Source organism: Leifsonia sp. NPDC058292 (assembly GCF_042880955.1).
Taxonomy (GTDB): domain Bacteria; phylum Actinomycetota; class Actinomycetes; order Actinomycetales; family Microbacteriaceae; genus Leifsonia.
Map to the genome: position 1 here is coordinate 1 of NZ_JBHVYL010000012.1, position 14,740 is coordinate 14,740.

The 14,740-nt window shown below is 69.4% G+C and carries 16 protein-coding genes and 1 riboswitch; of the genes, 5 read left to right on the top strand and 11 right to left on the bottom strand.

From position 1 onward, the window contains the following. Positions 1-49: 49 nt before the first annotated feature. The 5 genes from ACFVWR_RS08835 to ACFVWR_RS08855 all read right to left on the bottom strand — a co-directional run bounded on the left by ACFVWR_RS08835 (position 50) and on the right by ACFVWR_RS08855 (position 4,401). Positions 50-943, bottom strand: a complete 894-nt coding sequence (locus tag ACFVWR_RS08835; RefSeq protein WP_387210158.1) for a hypothetical protein — start codon at positions 941-943, stop codon at positions 50-52. Beyond that, positions 924-1,706 carry an energy-coupling factor transporter transmembrane component T family protein gene (locus ACFVWR_RS08840; RefSeq protein WP_387210160.1) on the bottom strand — a complete coding sequence of 261 codons (783 nt, stop codon included), beginning with the start codon at positions 1,704-1,706 and terminating at the stop codon, positions 924-926. Before ACFVWR_RS08840 ends, ACFVWR_RS08835 begins: the two co-directional genes overlap by 20 nt. Beyond that, positions 1,703-3,178 carry an ABC transporter ATP-binding protein gene (locus ACFVWR_RS08845; protein ID WP_387210162.1) on the bottom strand — a complete coding sequence of 492 codons (1,476 nt, stop codon included), beginning with the start codon at positions 3,176-3,178 and terminating at the stop codon, positions 1,703-1,705. Before ACFVWR_RS08845 ends, ACFVWR_RS08840 begins: the two co-directional genes overlap by 4 nt. Before the next feature lie 107 nt (positions 3,179-3,285). Further along, positions 3,286-3,906: an ECF transporter S component gene (locus tag ACFVWR_RS08850; RefSeq protein ID WP_387210164.1), complete on the bottom strand. Its 621-nt coding sequence runs from the start codon at positions 3,904-3,906 to the stop codon at positions 3,286-3,288. A 33-nt stretch (positions 3,907-3,939) separates the two neighbouring features. Further along, positions 3,940-4,049: riboswitch (TPP riboswitch) on the bottom strand. A gap of 19 nt (positions 4,050-4,068) precedes the next feature. Beyond that, entirely contained in the window at positions 4,069-4,401 is a 333-nt protein-coding gene (locus ACFVWR_RS08855) for a spore germination protein GerW family protein (protein ID WP_387210166.1), read from the bottom strand. A 105-nt stretch (positions 4,402-4,506) separates the two neighbouring features. On the opposite strand from ACFVWR_RS08855, the gene ACFVWR_RS08860 reads away from it, so the two are divergent. Continuing rightward, positions 4,507-5,424, top strand: a complete 918-nt coding sequence (locus ACFVWR_RS08860) for an endonuclease/exonuclease/phosphatase family protein (RefSeq protein WP_387210168.1) — start codon at positions 4,507-4,509, stop codon at positions 5,422-5,424. A 1-nt stretch (position 5,425) separates the two neighbouring features. Here the strand turns inward: ACFVWR_RS08860 and ACFVWR_RS08865 are convergent, their stop codons facing one another. Continuing rightward, positions 5,426-6,127 (bottom strand): FadR/GntR family transcriptional regulator, encoded by a 702-nt coding sequence (locus ACFVWR_RS08865; protein ID WP_387210170.1) that lies wholly within the window; start codon positions 6,125-6,127, stop codon positions 5,426-5,428. A 163-nt stretch (positions 6,128-6,290) separates the two neighbouring features. Between ACFVWR_RS08865 and ACFVWR_RS08870 the strand changes: the two genes are divergently transcribed. After that, the gene (locus tag ACFVWR_RS08870; RefSeq protein WP_387210172.1) at positions 6,291-7,760 is read left to right on the top strand and encodes a 2-isopropylmalate synthase; all 1,470 of its coding nucleotides are present in this window, start codon (positions 6,291-6,293) and stop codon (positions 7,758-7,760) included. On the opposite strand, the gene dinB is transcribed toward ACFVWR_RS08870, so the two are convergent. Beyond that, positions 7,750-9,018 (bottom strand): DNA polymerase IV, encoded by a 1,269-nt coding sequence (gene dinB, locus ACFVWR_RS08875; RefSeq protein ID WP_387210174.1) that lies wholly within the window; start codon positions 9,016-9,018, stop codon positions 7,750-7,752. The genes ACFVWR_RS08870 and dinB overlap by 11 nt on opposite strands. A 43-nt stretch (positions 9,019-9,061) precedes the next feature. Between dinB and ACFVWR_RS08880 the strand changes: the two genes are divergently transcribed. Beyond that, entirely contained in the window at positions 9,062-10,066 is a 1,005-nt protein-coding gene (locus ACFVWR_RS08880) for an aldo/keto reductase family protein (RefSeq protein WP_387210176.1), read from the top strand. A 6-nt stretch (positions 10,067-10,072) separates the two neighbouring features. Here the strand turns inward: ACFVWR_RS08880 and ACFVWR_RS08885 are convergent, their stop codons facing one another. The 4 genes from ACFVWR_RS08885 to ACFVWR_RS08900 form a co-directional block, all read right to left on the bottom strand. Next, positions 10,073-10,723, bottom strand: coding sequence for a hypothetical protein (locus tag ACFVWR_RS08885; protein WP_387210178.1), 651 nt, complete (start codon positions 10,721-10,723; stop codon positions 10,073-10,075). Positions 10,724-10,776: 53 nt separating this feature from the next. Beyond that, a complete protein-coding gene (locus ACFVWR_RS08890; RefSeq protein ID WP_387210180.1) occupies positions 10,777-11,070 on the bottom strand; it encodes a hypothetical protein in 294 nt (97 codons plus the stop codon). 31 nt (positions 11,071-11,101) lie between these two features. Continuing rightward, entirely contained in the window at positions 11,102-11,893 is a 792-nt protein-coding gene (locus tag ACFVWR_RS08895) for a YidC/Oxa1 family membrane protein insertase (protein WP_387210182.1), read from the bottom strand. 69 nt (positions 11,894-11,962) lie between these two features. Next, positions 11,963-12,268 carry a DUF6412 domain-containing protein gene (locus tag ACFVWR_RS08900; RefSeq protein WP_387210184.1) on the bottom strand — a complete coding sequence of 102 codons (306 nt, stop codon included), beginning with the start codon at positions 12,266-12,268 and terminating at the stop codon, positions 11,963-11,965. 85 nt (positions 12,269-12,353) lie between these two features. Here ACFVWR_RS08900 and ACFVWR_RS08905 point away from each other — a divergent pair, with 85 nt between their 5' ends. Then, a complete protein-coding gene (locus tag ACFVWR_RS08905) occupies positions 12,354-13,007 on the top strand; it encodes an SDR family oxidoreductase (RefSeq protein WP_387210186.1) in 654 nt (217 codons plus the stop codon). A 13-nt stretch (positions 13,008-13,020) separates the two neighbouring features. Continuing rightward, positions 13,021-14,712, top strand: a complete 1,692-nt coding sequence (locus ACFVWR_RS08910; protein WP_387210188.1) for a long-chain-fatty-acid--CoA ligase — start codon at positions 13,021-13,023, stop codon at positions 14,710-14,712. Positions 14,713-14,740 lie beyond the last annotated feature (28 nt).

A 14,740-nucleotide genomic window follows, 5' to 3' on the forward strand; every position in this document is an offset into this window, starting at 1 on the left:
CGGCTGGGCCTGAGCTCGTGCAGGCGTCATGCCTGCCCGAAACCGCTGGTTAGAGCGATTCCTGCTCTTCGTCGGACTCGACGGGATCGCTGTCCGGAGCGTCGAAGTGGTACTTCACGTACTTTTCGCCGTTGACCTCGCGCTCTTCGCCGGCCGCGTACCAGAAGAGGGACTCGAGCCCGTCGATCGCGGCGACGGCGCCGATGCGCTCGTCGACCTTGCCGTCGATGAGGACGCGGCGGTCCGTGGTGCCGGAGAGCGGTCCGTCGACGTATTCGACGATGTATTCGGGTGCGTTCAGCTGTGAGTCGGTCATGCCTCCAACGTTAGCGCTGTCGGAGACCCCGGCCCGCACTCCGAGCGGCCACGTCGTCACATCCAGGACGAGGGATGCGTTCGCGCGAGGATGCTCTCGCAACACGTACCGCTCGAAATCGTGCTGCCACTGATCCCAGTGAGTGGCGAACGACAGGCCGTCGCGGGCCAGCGCGCGGCGCTTGCGAAGCCGGTCATCGGCGTCGAGCCAGAGGGCGAGGTCGGCGAGCTGCGAGTTCTCGCGGGAGAGCGTGCCGCAGCCCTCGACGATCAGCGGCCGGTTGCGGCTCACGGCGTTCCACTCGGCCGGAGCGCCCACCGTCCAGTCCCAGCGAAGCCACCCCGCGGCGGCGCCGGCGCGGAACGGCGCGAGAAGATCGCGCTCGATCGCCGAACTCGCCGCGTCGAGACCTCCCCACCCCGGGTAGACATCGTCCATCCGCACGAGCTGAGGAGGGACGTCCTCCGGCCAGTCGGAGACGAGCAGATCGGCCAGGGAACTCTTGCCCGCTCCGCTCGGGCCGTCGATCAGCACGATCGGATGCCGGCCGGAGTCCCGCGCCGCCGACACCGCCTGCGTCACCGCGCCTCGCAGCCGCAGGGCGGACTCACGAACCGACGATGACATTCCACGACCCGACCGCGATGGCGATTCCGGCGGCCGACCCGCCCACGAGCACCGCGACACCGAGTGCGGCCCAGTCGCGGGCGCGGAACAGCGACGGCCGCGCCCACGTGCGGGCGACCGGTGCCCCGAATCCCCTGGCCTCCATGGCTGTGGCCAGCTTGCTCCCTCGGCGGATCGACAGCACGAACAGCGCGAACGCCTGCCCGAGCATCCGGCGCACCGCTCCGGACTCCGCCACCCCCCGAGCCCGGCGGGCCAGGGTGAGCGCGCGCCAGTCGTCGACGAACAGGCCGACCAGGCGCAGGCCGGCCAGACCGCCGAGCACGAACCGGGCCGGAAGGCGCAGCACCTGCGCGAGCCCGTCGGCGAGATCGGTCGGATCGATCGTGATGAACACGATCACGGCGGGCAGACCGATCGCCAGGATGCGCAACGCCGTCGCCACGCCCAGCGCGATCGATCCGTCGCTGATCTCGACGAACACCCAGTGCACGTACACGGTTCCACTCGTGCGCCCGTAGAGCACCGTCGTGATGCCGGCCAGCGGCGCCGCGATCCAGATCGGCGCCGTGCGCAGCAGCACCGTTCGTGCCGGGAGACCGGAGAAGCACAGGAGCAGGAGCTCCGCCGCGAGGGCGACCGCGGCTGAGACCCAGTCGATCGAGATGAGCAGCACGACGCTCACGACGAGCGCGGCACCCAGCTTGGCGACCGGGTTGAGTTGCGCGAGCGGTCCGCTGCGCACCGGAGCGATGATGCTCATCCGGCACCGCCTTCGGTGGTCATCGTGGGCTGGGCGATCGCCCTGTCGGTCCCTTCGCGCGCCTGCGACGGCGCGAGCCGGAGCTCGCCCGCACCGATCGCTGCGACGAACTCGGCATCGTGGGTGGATGCGACGACCGCGTGACCGTCGGCCCTCAGCTCGCCGATCATCCGCACGAGCTCCGCCCACGTGTTGGCGTCCTGGCCGAACGTCGGTTCGTCGAGCACCAGGAGCCTGGGCTTGGTCGCCAGAGCGGTCGCGACCGACAATCGACGCTTCTGACCGCCGGAGAGCGTGAACGGGTTCGCCTCGGCGAGACCCGCGAGATCGAGCCTGTCGAGCAGCTCGTCCACGCGGCGTCGCACGTCGGCGTCGGACTTCCCGACGGCGTGCGGCCCGATGGCGAGCTCCGCCCGCACGGTGGAGGCGACGAACTGGTGCTCCGGGTTCTGGAACACGCTGCCGATGCGGGTCAGCAACTCGCGGGACAGCCACGACGCGGGATCGGCGGATGCCGTTCCGGCCAGCGCGGGCTCGGCGCTCAACCTTCCGCCCAGCGCGGGCAGGAGACCGCCGATGGTCAGCGCGAGCGTCGACTTGCCCGCACCGTTCGGCCCCGTGAGCGCGAGGGCCGACCCCTCCGCCACGGAGAGATCGATCCGGTGCGGCAGGGGCACGACGGAGTGCTGTCGGCGGCGACGCCGCCGGCCCCGCACGGCGGGACCGCGGCCGATGACCAGGTCGTCCGCCGTCAGGAGCGGCGCGCCGATGGAGACCGGTTGCGGCACCGGGACAGGCTGGTCGGGCAGCCACACGCCGGCGCGCCGCAGCTCGTTCGAGGTGTCGGCGAGCACGGCATCCGGATGCCCGTCCGCCAGCACGCCGCCGTCGGCCCCGAGCACGATCACCCTGTCGACGACATCGCGCCAGACGCTCACGCGATGCTCGACGACGACGAGGGTCGCCCCGGTGCGCTCGAGAACGGCCGACACCGCCGAGCGGACCTCACTCACCCCCTGAGGGTCGAGATTCGCCGTCGGCTCGTCGAGGAGCAGGAGGCCCGGGCGCATCGCGAGCAGCCCCGCCAGCGCGAGCCGCTGCTTCTGTCCGCCCGACAACGCTGACGTCGGATGGTCGAGGTCCAGCCCGAGACGCACGTCGTCGAGCGCGCGCCGCACGCGCGGCCAGATCTCCTCGCGCGGAACACCGAGGTTCTCGCAGGCGAACGCCACGTCATCTCCGACCCGCGCGAGGATGACCTGCGAATCGGGGTCTTGCAAGAGCAGTCCGCTTCGGCCCCGAGCCCGGCGTGGATCCTCCCCGTCGACATCGAGCCGCCCGAGGGTCTCCCCTTCGTCGTCTCCGCCCAGAACCCCGGCCAGACCCGCGAGCAGGGTGCTCTTGCCCGCGCCGGATGCGCCGAGCAGCAGCACCCGCTCCCCCGGTTCGATCGCGAACGTCGCATCCCGCACCGCCCAGGCGGCACGGCCGGAGTAACGCCAGCCCCAACCGCCGACCCGAACGGCGGCTGGGACTGACGCGCTAGTGGACGCCGATGGCGATTGTCGCGCGACGATGGTCAGACCCGTCCTGTCACCTCGCGGCCGGCTGCGAACCGGCTCAAGGCGCCTGTTCTGGCGAGTGCCCGCACGAGCAGCCACGACAGAAGGCCCGCGACAACGATACCCGACACGGTGGTCGTGATCGCGTAGGTGACGGCGAAGCCCGGCTTCGCGCCGGGATACCAGACGAGCAGGTCGAGGATGGACTCGGCTATCCCGGCGCCGGCGCCGGCCAGCAGCGCGACGCCGAGACGCCAGTTCGCGTAGAGGAACAGCGCGAACACGATCTCGACCCCGAGCCCCTGCACCAGGCCCGATACCAGCGTGAGAACACCCCACTGGGTGCCGATGAGTGCCGAGACGACGGCCGCCACGAGTTCGGTGAAGATCGCCGCGCCCGGTTTGCGGACCACGAGCGCGCCGAGCACTCCGGCGAACAGCCACGGTCCGTTCAGGATGCCCTGGAAGCCGGGAAGCACCGCCTCGACCGGGGCCGAGAGCGGGCTCGACGTCTGCCCCCAAGCCCAGAAGACGACGCCGGCCGCGACGGCGATGACGCTCGCCACCACGATGTCGACGACCCGCCAGCGGAGAACGCGCGCCGGGCGCGTAGAGGTTGTTGCGATTGTTGCGTGCACTGTGCGTGCCCTTTCACTCGAGGAAAAGAGGGCACGGGATTGAGAAGGTCTCCCTGCGCTGGCATGATCCAGATCAGGTTCAACGGTCGAAACTTGAGCAGTTTCCTCTCAGCCCGGCTCACCGGACTCCCGTGTTCGTCAGACAGTCTAGCTGTCTGAGAGTTACTTCTTCAGCGCTTTGATGACGCGCGACCAGGCGTGACCGGCGACCCACACGAAGGGGATCGCCACGACGAGCAGCGTGATGAGGTTCGGACGGAAGTGCACACCGGTCTCATCGCTCACGTACGCGCCGAAGGGGATGCTGACCCCGCCACCGCCCGCGCCGCCCGGAGCGTCTTCATCGGCATCGCCCGCCGACCCGGCCCCGAAACCGTATTGCACGGCAGCGACGGGAACGATGGTCGTACCGTCGATCTCCACGGGCTCGCCGTAGACCGACTTGATGCCGTTCGAACTGATGGTTTCCGCGAGCTTCAAGGAGATGTTCGTCATACCGCAACCGTACCCCTGCCGCTCACAGACTCACCAGGCCATCCCCCAGGCTGCGCCCAGCGTTTCCGGCGGGTACTCCGGGGACAGCCGTGAATAATCGTGCGGGTGTCGATCCTCCGTTCCAGCAGTGGCCCCCGCGGCGTCCTGACCGGACTGGTCGCACTCGCGGTGGCGGCCCTGCTGCTGTGGCACGGGATGCTGCCCGACGTGCTGGGCGCGGCCTCGCTCGTCGAGACATTCCTGCCGTGGCTCGGCGTGGTCGTGCTCCTGCTCGGCCTCGCTGCGATACTCCGGCTCTCGCTCTTCGCCGGCCTCTGCGTCGCCGCCGCGGCCACGGTCTGGGGCCTCGCGTTCGGGCCGGCCCTGCTGCCCGGGATGGGAACAGGTCCCGCTGCTCTCACCATCGCGAGCGAGAACATCCATGCCGACAACGCCGCCGCGGCGTCCATCGCCCGCGACCTCGAGAGCCGCGACCCCGATGTCATCGCCTTGCAGGAGCTTGACGCCACGTCGCTCGGTGCGGTGCAGGCCGTGCTCGACTCCCGCTACCCGCACAGCGAGGTCGTCGGCACGGTCGGCGTCTGGAGCAAGGTCGCCATCGCGGACAGCGGGCGGCTCGATCTCGGCCTCGGCTGGGATCGCGCGCTCTGGATCGACCTCGAGACGGCGGTCGCCCCGACCCGGCTCTACGCCGTGCACCTCGCCTCCGTGCGCCCGGGTCAGTACGAGCAGCGGGACACGATGCTGAAAGAACTCGCCGACACCGTGAAGACCGACGAGTCGTCGCGCATCGTCGTCGTCGGCGACTTCAATACCGCATCCACCGACCGCAAGTTCACACCGCTGCTCTCAGAGCTGACCGAGGCGGCGGACAGCGACCTCGGTCTCGGCTTCACCTGGCCGGCCGAATTTCCGGTGGCACGACTCGACCACGCGCTGGTGCGCGGACTGGGCACCGTGTCGAGCACCGTGCTCCCCGACAACGGCAGCGATCACCGGGGCATCCTGGTCGGCCTGCGCTGAGTCACGACGAGGCCCGCAGCGCGGCGAGCGTGCCCTTGGCCAGCTCGCGGCTCGCCCGCGCGGCGGCCTCACCGTCGCGGTCGCGGATCGCCTGCACGATGGCATCGTGTTCGTCCACGTCGGCGCGAGCAGGCTCGTCGGCCGCCGTGCCGAACCGCACGAGCTCGTGGGCGGCGCTGGCGAGCACCGGCTCGAAATGGTCGAACAGGTCGAGGATGACCGGGTTGCCCGCGGCCTCGACGATGGCCCGGTGCAGCGCGAGGTCGGCGGAGACGAACGGCGCACCGCCGGCCGCGCTCGAACCGGTGCGTCGCGCGGAGGCCCGCTCGATCGTGCGCAACTGCGCGGGACTGCGACGCGAAGCGGCCAGCCGTGCCGCCTCGGCCTCCAACCCTATGCGGGCCTCGAAGACGTCAGCGATCCGCCCCCGGCTCAGCATCCGGTCGACCGCGGAGACAGGCTTCTCGGAGCGCACGTAGACGCCGTCACCCTGTCTCGGTTCGACCTGACCGCGCGCGGCAAGGGTGCGCACCGCCTCGCGTACCGTCGAACGTCCGACCCCGTACAGGCCGCCGAGCGCCGTCTCCGAAGGAAGCCGCTCGCCGACGGCCCAGCGGCCTGTCGCGATCCCCTGAGCGAGATTCTCCGCCAGGCGTTCCGCGAGCGACGCGCGGTCGAGGAGCTTGGGCTCTTCGGCTGCCATGATGCCTCCACTTGTCTGATGACCTGATTAATCATAGGCTGTGCCCATCATGCTGCGCTCCCTTCTCCTCCTTCGCCGCCACGACGCGCGCTAGCCGGGACCGGGCGCCGTCGTGGAGGCTTCGCGACGGTCGCATCCCACCCGCGACGAAAGAGAAACGCACATGACCGACATCTCGGTTCCCCGAACCTGGAACCCCCAACAGTCGAGCGGCATGCCACATCGCAAATACGCCTCGCCGCACGAGCGCGTCGCGTTGCCGCAGCTGACCGACCGCACGTGGCCGGACGCCAGGATGACTCAGGCGCCCCTCTGGGTGCCCGTCGACCTGCGAGACGGCAACCAAGCGCTCGCCGACCCGATGGACGGCGCACGCAAGCGCCGGCTGTTCGACCTCTTCGTGCGGATGGGCTACAAGGAGATCGAGGTCGGCTACCCGTCGGCCAGCGCCACCGACTTCGACTTCGTGCGAACGCTGGCGACGAGCGCCATCGTGCCCGACGACGTCACCATCGTCGTGTTCACCGCCGCGCGAGCCGACCTCATCCAGCGCACCATCGAGTCGGTGCGCGGGCTCGACAACGTCGTGCTGCACGTCTACGTGGCCACGGCGCCCCTCTGGCGGACGGTCGTGCTCGGTCGAGATCGCGCCGAGCTGACGCAGACCATCGTCGCCGCGGCCACCGAGATGCTTCGCGGCGCGGACACCCTCACGGGCACGAACGTGCGGTTCCAGTTCTCCCCCGAGGTCTTCAACCTCACCGAGTCGGATTTCGTCTTCGACCTCTGCAATCGGTTGACCACGCTCTGGGATGCATCGGTCGACCGGCCCGTGACCCACAACCTGCCGGCCACCCTGGAGATCGGCACACCGAACCTCTACGCGGATCAGATCGAGCACGCGGGCCGGCAGCTCGATCGCCGCGGCAGCGTCATCCTCTCGGTGCATCCGCACAACGACCGTGGCACCGGGGTCGCGGCGGCGGAGCTGGCCGTCCTGGCGGGCGCCCAGCGGGTCGAGGGATGTGTGTTCGGAAACGGGGAGCGCACGGGCAACGTCGACATCGCCACCCTGGCCCTGAATCTCTACTCGCAAGGAATCGACCCCGGAATCGACTTCTCAGACATCGACGGCGTCAGGCGGGCGATCGAGGAATGCACGGGCATCCCGGTGCACCCGCGCCACCCCTACGTCGGCGAGTACGCGTACACAGCGTTCTCTGGCACGCACCAGGATGCGATCAAGAAGGGTTTCGAGGCACGCGAGAGCGAGCTCGCGCAGGTCGATGACCCGCGATCGCATCCGTGGCGGGTGCCCTACCTGCACATCGACCCGAAAGACGTCGGCCGCGACTACGAGGCCGTCGTGCGGGTGAATTCGCAATCGGGCAAAGGCGGGATCGCCTACGTGATGAAGACCGACCACGGTGTCGACCTCCCCCGGGCCGTGCAGGTCGACTTCGCCGCTCGTGTTCAGGCGGCGACCGAGACGGGCGGCTCCGAGATCACGTCGGCCGAGCTCTGGCGCCTGTTCGAGACGGTCTACCTGAGCGACGCCCAGGAGTCGGAGGCGGGCGACCGTCCGCACGGCGACATCGTCGCCCTCGCGAAGGAGGCCGCGCTCAGTCGCTGATCCAGCGGGGGTTTCGTCCGTCGGCCTCGGCCTTGTCGGCGTCGCTCTGCGGCCTCACCAGGGATGCGGGGCCGATGACGCCGCGGCCGAACCGGGCGCTGACCGCGTCGAGCGTGCGCTCCGTCTCGCGCCACTCCTCGTCCTGATCCCACAGGGCGAGACTGTCGCCGCCGCTCTCCGTCAGTTGCTCAAGGCGCACACCGATCAGCCGGATGGGCGTGCGGCCGAGATCGAGGCCCTCGTAGACCTGCCAAACCTCCTCGAAGATCCGGCGGCCCACGTTGGTCGGCTCGGCGAGGGTGCGGCTGCGCGCGATCGTGCGGAAGTCGGAGAACCGCAGCTTGAGCGCGACTGTGCGGCCGATGAGGCCGTTGGCGCGCAGCCGCGCTCCCACCTGGTTGGAGAGCCTCAGCAGTTCCCGCCGCAACCGATCGGGGTCGTCGACGTCGGACTCGAAGGTCACCTCGTGACCGACGCTCTTCTCGCGCGTGGACACCGTGACGCTCCGCGAGTCCCGGCCGTTCGCCAACTCGTGCAGCTTGCGACCCGACGCTTCGCCGACCGCCCGCTGCAACACGTGCAGCGGCGTGTCAGCGAGGTCGGCGACCGTGCGCAGCCCCATCCGCTCCAGAGAGGCCTGGGTGCTCGCGCCGACGCCCCAGAGGGCTCCGACCGGCAGAGGGCGCAGGTACGCGAGCGTCTCCGACTCGGGAATGACGAGGAGCCCGTCGGGCTTGGCCCGCCCGGAGGCGAGTTTCGCGACGAATTTGGTCGAAGCGGCGCCGACCGAGCAGGTCAGACCCGTCTCGTCGAACACCCGCGCCCGGACGAGCTCGGCGATCCGCCTCGGCGATCCCAGCAGGCGGCGTGCGCCCGCCACGTCGAGGAAGGCCTCGTCGATGCTCAGCGGCTCGACGAGCGGCGTGACCTCCGAGAAGATCTGCATCACCTTCTGCGAGTACTCGCGGTACTTGTGCATGTGCGGCGGGAGGATGATCGCCTGAGGGCACAACCGCAGCGCCTGGGCCACCGGCATCGCCGACCGCACGCCGAACCGCCGGGCCTCGTAGGTCGCGCTCGTGACGACCGAGCGGGGCCCAGGATGCCCGACGATCGCCGGCTTGCCGCGCGCCTCGGGATGGTCGAGAAGCTCGACAGCGGCGAAAAAGGCGTCCATGTCGACGTGCAGGATGGTCGCCGTGGAGTCGTCGACGGAGCTCGTCGTCACGCGCCTGTCGCTTCCGTCACCTCGTCCCACCGCCCCAGCTTCTCATGGGCCGCCGACAGCGTACTTTGGAGACATGGAATTCAGATACCTCGGAAACAGCGGACTCAAGATCTCGGAGATCATCTACGGCAACTGGCTCACCCACGGCTCACAGGTCGAGAACGACATCGCGACGAAGAGCGTGCACGCCGCGCTCGAAGCGGGCATCACCACGTTCGACACGGCGGACGCCTACGCCAACACGGCCGCCGAGCAGGTGCTCGGCGACGCGCTGAAAGACCAGCGTCGCGCATCCCTCGAGATCTTCACCAAGGTCTACTGGCCGACCGGGCCCAAGGGCCACAACGATGTCGGGCTCTCCCGCAAGCACATCCTCGAATCGATCGACGGCTCGCTGACCCGTCTCGGCACCGACTACGTCGACCTCTACCAGGCCCACCGCTACGACAGCGAGACGCCGCTGGAGGAGACCATGCAGGCCTTCGCCGACGTGGTGCGCGCCGGAAAGGCCCTGTACATCGGCGTCTCGGAGTGGACGGCCGAGCAGCTGCGCGCGGGGCATGCCCTCGCGAAGGACCTCGGTGTGCAGCTCATCTCGAACCAGCCGCAGTACAGCATGCTCTGGCGCGTCATCGAAGACCAGGTGGTGCCCACCTCGGCCGAGCTCGGCATCTCCCAGATCGTCTGGTCGCCGGTGGCCCAGGGCGTTCTCACCGGCAAGTACAAGCCGGGAGCCGAAGCGCCCGCCGGGAGCCGCGCCGCGGATGAGAAGGGTGGGGCGAACGCCATCCAGAGCTTCATGCGCGAGGATGTGCTGACGGCGGTGCAGAAGCTGCAGCCGATCGCCGACGAGCTCGGCATCACCATGGCCCAGCTCGCGGTGGCCTGGGTGCTGCAGAACCCCAACGTCGCCGGAGCGATCGTCGGCGCGTCGAAGCCCGAGCAGGTCGCCTCCAACGCCGCGGCCGCGGGCGTCAAGCTGTCGGGCGAAACGCTCGCCCGCATCGACGAGGCGATCGGCGACGTGGCCGAGACAGACCCGGCGAAGACCGTGTCGCCGGAGCGTCGCCCGGCCTGACCTTCGTCACACGAGCGCGGCGACCACGGGGGTGAACCAGTCACGGAACGCCTCCGGGTCGTCGCGCAGTGCCGTGCTCACGATCACGGTGTGCGGGCCGACGATCCAGGCGCCACGCTCTTCCAGCGGCAGCACGTACATGTCGAGCCGGAAATAGCCGGCCTGGCGACGCAACTCGTACTCCCGTCGGTGCACGACGTCCACGATGTCGGCGGCACGGCGCGCGTGCTGCTCGATGCTCGTTCGCGCGTACTCCGCATGGCGCGCCCGGGTCCAGGCGATCGCCCTGTCGTAGTGCGCCATGATCACGTCCTGCAGCTCGATCGCACGATCGAAAGCCTCGAAGTGCGGCGGTTTCAGAAGCGACAGGATCGGCCGGCGCTCGCGGTCGACGGTCAGCTCGAACCACGCCAGCCACTGCTCTTCGAGCAGGGAGCGCGGGCTTGCGGCGGCGGCCCGTGGAGATGCGGAGCCCGGCTGGACGGGGAGGGCGCCCGTCGCGGCGTGCAAGACGGGCGCCACCGCGGGAGACAGCCTCGGAATCGCCGGAGCGCCCGCGATCTCGAGATGCGCGAGATCGCGAAGGGCAAGGGCCATCAGCAGGTCCCACGGACAGTCCTCGGTGACCTGCCATCGAAGGGTGCCCTCGACGAACATGCCGTCATTGTATGAGCCTCCCGCTCCGGTGAACAGTGGCGGGAGGCAGCACGTCAGTCGGCGATCGGCTCGGCTGCCACCAGCAGGTGCTGCTCGATGGATGCGCTCTCGAACGGCCCGCGGCCGTCGCGCCTGTGCTGCGGCTGGTCGAACGACACCATCCACCTCGTCGACGACCCCGACGGCAGGTTCACGGCCCGCAGGCTCGCCGAGGCCGGCGCAATGATCACTCCGGTCGGCTCCCCCACCCAGTCGTCGTCGCCGGCGACGGCCGGCTCGAGCACGTGAACCTGCACTCCGACGCCGAAGCGCGGGTCGGAGGCGGCCGGGTCGGTGCGAGATCTCATGGCACAAGCATCCCACTCGCAGGCTGTGCGCTCAGTGCGATGTCGACGGCTCGACCGTGCCGGAGGCTGCACCGCGCTCAGGGTCGAGCAGTCGCCGCAGCGTGTACCGCTCGGCGACCGTCCATGCCGTCGACGTCAGGATGTACACGGCGGCGGCCAGCGGCACGAACGCCGCGAAGATCACGGTGACGTACGGGAGGAACGAGAGCGCGCGCACGAGCCCGGCCTGCGAGACACCTGCTCCGGGGGCGGCGACGCTGGTCGGCGGGAGCGCGAGCACCTTGCGCGAGACCGTGGTCACGATCGCGATCAGCACGAACACGGCGAGGTACACCGCCATGGCCGGCCAGACCGCGGATCCGGCGCTCGTGAGGCCGACGAAACTCGTGCCGAGCGGCGCTCCGAACGCCTGCTCGGTGAGCAGCTCGTTGGCGTGCCCGGCGATCGTCGGATGCGTGAACACCGCATAGACGAGGGAGATCACCGGGAGCTGAAGCAGAAGCGGCAGCATCCCGGCGAACGGTGACGCCTTCTCCTCCTGGTACAGCTCCATCGTCTTCCGGGTCAGCGTCTCCCGGTCTTTGCCGTGCTTCCGCTGCAATTCCGCCAGCTTGGGCGCGAGCCTGCGCCTGGTGAACTCGGCGCGCACCTGGCTCATCCCGACCGGGAGGAGCGCAGCGCGCACAAGGATGGTGAGGAGCACGACGGCGATGAGCCCGCTGGCCGTGCCGGCGACCGGCTCGACGAGAGCCGAGAGGCCGGTGACGAGGCCGTACGCCCCGTCGAGAATGGCCGCGATCGGGCCGAAAGAGAAGATGTCCACGAGAAGTCCCTGCTGTCGAACGGATGAGATGGTGTCCGTCTGACCGCGAGCGGCAGGGTGTGAAGCCTGCTACGCGGTCTGCAGCAGGTGTCCGGGTGCGCGGGGGCGCGGGCGTCCGGCGGCGTCCGGGTCGGACTGGCTGAGCAGTTCGCCGCGATCGGCGGGCTCGATCGCCCGTTCGAGTCGCGCACGTACGCTGAGCGACGCCGCCAGGGCGACGATCGAGCCGACGCGGGATGCGGCCACGAGCGTGACCAGACCGATCGCGCCGACCATACCGGCCAACGCGATGACTCCGGCGGGGCTGGCCGAGCTCCAGACGGTCTCGAACGAGGCGGCGAAGAGCCGCCCTAAGAGTTCGATGAACGCCGTCATGGTGATGACGCTAACAAAGAATCGCTCTTTCGTCTTGAGGTGTTCGCCGTGGGCGCATCCGCGTCGCGCGGGCCATGATGGAGGTATGACACGAGTAGCAATCGTCGGTGCCCACGGAAAAGTCGCCCAGCAGTTGATGCGTGTGCTCTACGACGATGGCGACGACTTCGTCGGCATCGTCAGAAACGAGGAGCACGCCGAAGACGTCTACCGGCTGGGCGGCCTCGGCGCGGTCGTCGACGTCGAGAGCGCATCCACGGAGCAGCTCGCCGCGGCGTTCGATGGCTGCGACGCGGTCGTGTTCAGCGCCGGAGCAGGCGCGGGATCGAGCATCGAGCGCAAGCGCACCGTCGACTACGGCGGCTCGGTGAAGTCGATCGAGGCGGCGAAGCTCGCGGGCATCCGGCGCTTCGTGCAGGTCTCGGCATGGGGAGCCGACGACCCCGTCGCCGAAGACGCCGAGCCCGTGTGGCGCGCGTACATCGAAGCGAAGCGAGACGCGGACGCGGCGCTGCGGGACTCCGGCCTCGACTGGACGGTGCTGCGCCCCGGCGGCCTGACCTTCGACGACGGAACCGGCAGGATCACCCTCGCCGAACGCACGCCGCGCGGCTCCATCCCGCGGGCAGACGTCGCCGCGCTCATCGCCGCCTGCCTCCGCGAGCCCGCATCCATCGGCCGCACCTGGGAGGCCATCTCCGGTGACACGCCGATCGAGGAAGCGGTGCGCTCGGCGTAGATAGGCTTTCGGCGTGAGCATCTACGCTGAACGGCCCTGGGCCTCGAACTACGCAGACGGCGTTCCCGCCGACATCGATCTGCCGACCGGCTCCCTCGCGCACCTCATCGACGACTCGGTCAACGCGTACCCGAAGCACGTCGCGCTGGAGTTCTTCGGCGCCACGACGACGTACGCGGAGCTGGGGGAACAGATCGCGCGCGTGGCCGAGGGACTGCGCAAGCGCGGCGTGCGCAAGGGCGATCGGGTCGCGCTCGTGCTCCCGAACTGCCCGCAGCACGTCGTCGCGTTCTACGCCGTGCTGAGGCTGGGCGCGGTCGTGATCGAGCACAACCCCCTCTACACGCCGCGCGAACTGCGTCACCAGTTCGAAGATCACGGAGCGCAGGTCGCGATCGTGTGGGACAAGGTCGCCAAGACCGTGCAAGACCTCCCCGAAGACCTCGGCGTCACGACGATCGTCTCCATCGACATCACGCGAGCGATGCCCGCCTCGAAGCGTTTCGCTCTCCGGCTCCCTGTCCCCGCCGCCCGAAAGGCGCGCGACCAGCTGACGGCAAAGGTGACGAACACGATCGCCTGGGAGACCCTGCTCGCCTCGAAGCGGCTGAAGGCGTCGTCCCCCCGGCCGGAGCGCGACGACCTGGCGCTCATCCAGTACACCAGCGGCACCACCGGCGTGGCCAAGGGCGCCATGCTCAGCCATCTCAACCTGGCTGCGAACGCCGCTCAGGCTCGCGCCTGGGTTCCCACCATCGACCGCGGCTCGTCGGTCGTCTACGCGGTGCTGCCCCTCTTCCATGCCTATGGCCTCACGTTGTGCCTCACCTTCGCGATGAGCATGGGCGCGCGCTTGGTGCTGTTCCCGAAGTTCGACCCCGACCTGGTGCTGGATGTGGTGAAGAAGCATCCGCCCACCTTCCTGCCCGCCGTGCCGCCGATCTACGAGCGCCTGGTCACAGCCGCCGACAAGCGCAAGGTGTCTCTGTCGGGCATCTCGATCGCGATCTCGGGCGCGATGAGTCTGCCCGAGACGATCGTGAAGCTTTGGGAGAGCAAGACCGGCGGTTACCTCGTCGAGGGCTACGGGCTTTCGGAGTGCTCACCGGTTCTCATGGCCAATCCGGTCGGGAGCACCCGCAGAGATGGCACGGTCGGTCTCCCCCTGCCGAGCACCGAGCTGCGCGTCGTCGACCCCGATGACCCATCCCAGGATCGCGCGTTCGGTGAAGAGGGCGAGCTCCTCGCCCGGGGGCCGCAGGTCTTCTCGGGATACTGGCACAAATCGGAAGAGACCGCCGCCGTCTTCGCCGACGACGACTGGTTCCGCACCGGAGACATCGTGACGATGGACGAAGACGGCTTCGTCCGCATCGTCGACCGCATCAAGGAACTGATCATCACGGGCGGTTTCAATGTCTCCCCGACCGAGGTCGAAGACGTGCTGCGCGGCTTCGAAGGGCTGGCCGACGTGTCGGTCGTCGGGCTGCCGGGTTCGCGCGGCGGTGAGGATGTGGTCGCCGCCGTCGTCATGCAACCCGGGGCCTCCTTCGACGAGGCCGCGCTGCGAGCGTTCGCACGCGACAACCTGACCGCGTACAAAGTGCCGAGGCACGTCTACGCAGTCGACGAGCTCCCCCGCTCGATCGTCGGCAAGGTGATCCGCCGCAAGGTGCGCGACCAGCTCCTCGCCTCCCAGGCCTGAATCATCGAGGGGTCCCGACTCGCCGTTA

Coding starts and splice junctions, on each gene's coding strand:
- ACFVWR_RS08835 (WP_387210158.1), bottom strand. CDS start 943: ATGTCATCGTCGGTTCGTGAGTCCGCCCTGCGGCTGCGAGGCGCGGTG.
- ACFVWR_RS08840 (WP_387210160.1), bottom strand. CDS start 1,706: ATGAGCATCATCGCTCCGGTGCGCAGCGGACCGCTCGCGCAACTCAAC.
- ACFVWR_RS08855 (WP_387210166.1), bottom strand. CDS start 4,401: ATGACGAACATCTCCTTGAAGCTCGCGGAAACCATCAGTTCGAACGGC.
- ACFVWR_RS08865 (WP_387210170.1), bottom strand. CDS start 6,127: ATGGCAGCCGAAGAGCCCAAGCTCCTCGACCGCGCGTCGCTCGCGGAA.
- ACFVWR_RS08870 (WP_387210172.1), top strand. CDS start 6,291: ATGACCGACATCTCGGTTCCCCGAACCTGGAACCCCCAACAGTCGAGC.
- ACFVWR_RS08880 (WP_387210176.1), top strand. CDS start 9,062: ATGGAATTCAGATACCTCGGAAACAGCGGACTCAAGATCTCGGAGATC.
- ACFVWR_RS08885 (WP_387210178.1), bottom strand. CDS start 10,723: ATGTTCGTCGAGGGCACCCTTCGATGGCAGGTCACCGAGGACTGTCCG.
- ACFVWR_RS08890 (WP_387210180.1), bottom strand. CDS start 11,070: ATGAGATCTCGCACCGACCCGGCCGCCTCCGACCCGCGCTTCGGCGTC.
- ACFVWR_RS08900 (WP_387210184.1), bottom strand. CDS start 12,268: ATGACGGCGTTCATCGAACTCTTAGGGCGGCTCTTCGCCGCCTCGTTC.
- ACFVWR_RS08905 (WP_387210186.1), top strand. CDS start 12,354: ATGACACGAGTAGCAATCGTCGGTGCCCACGGAAAAGTCGCCCAGCAG.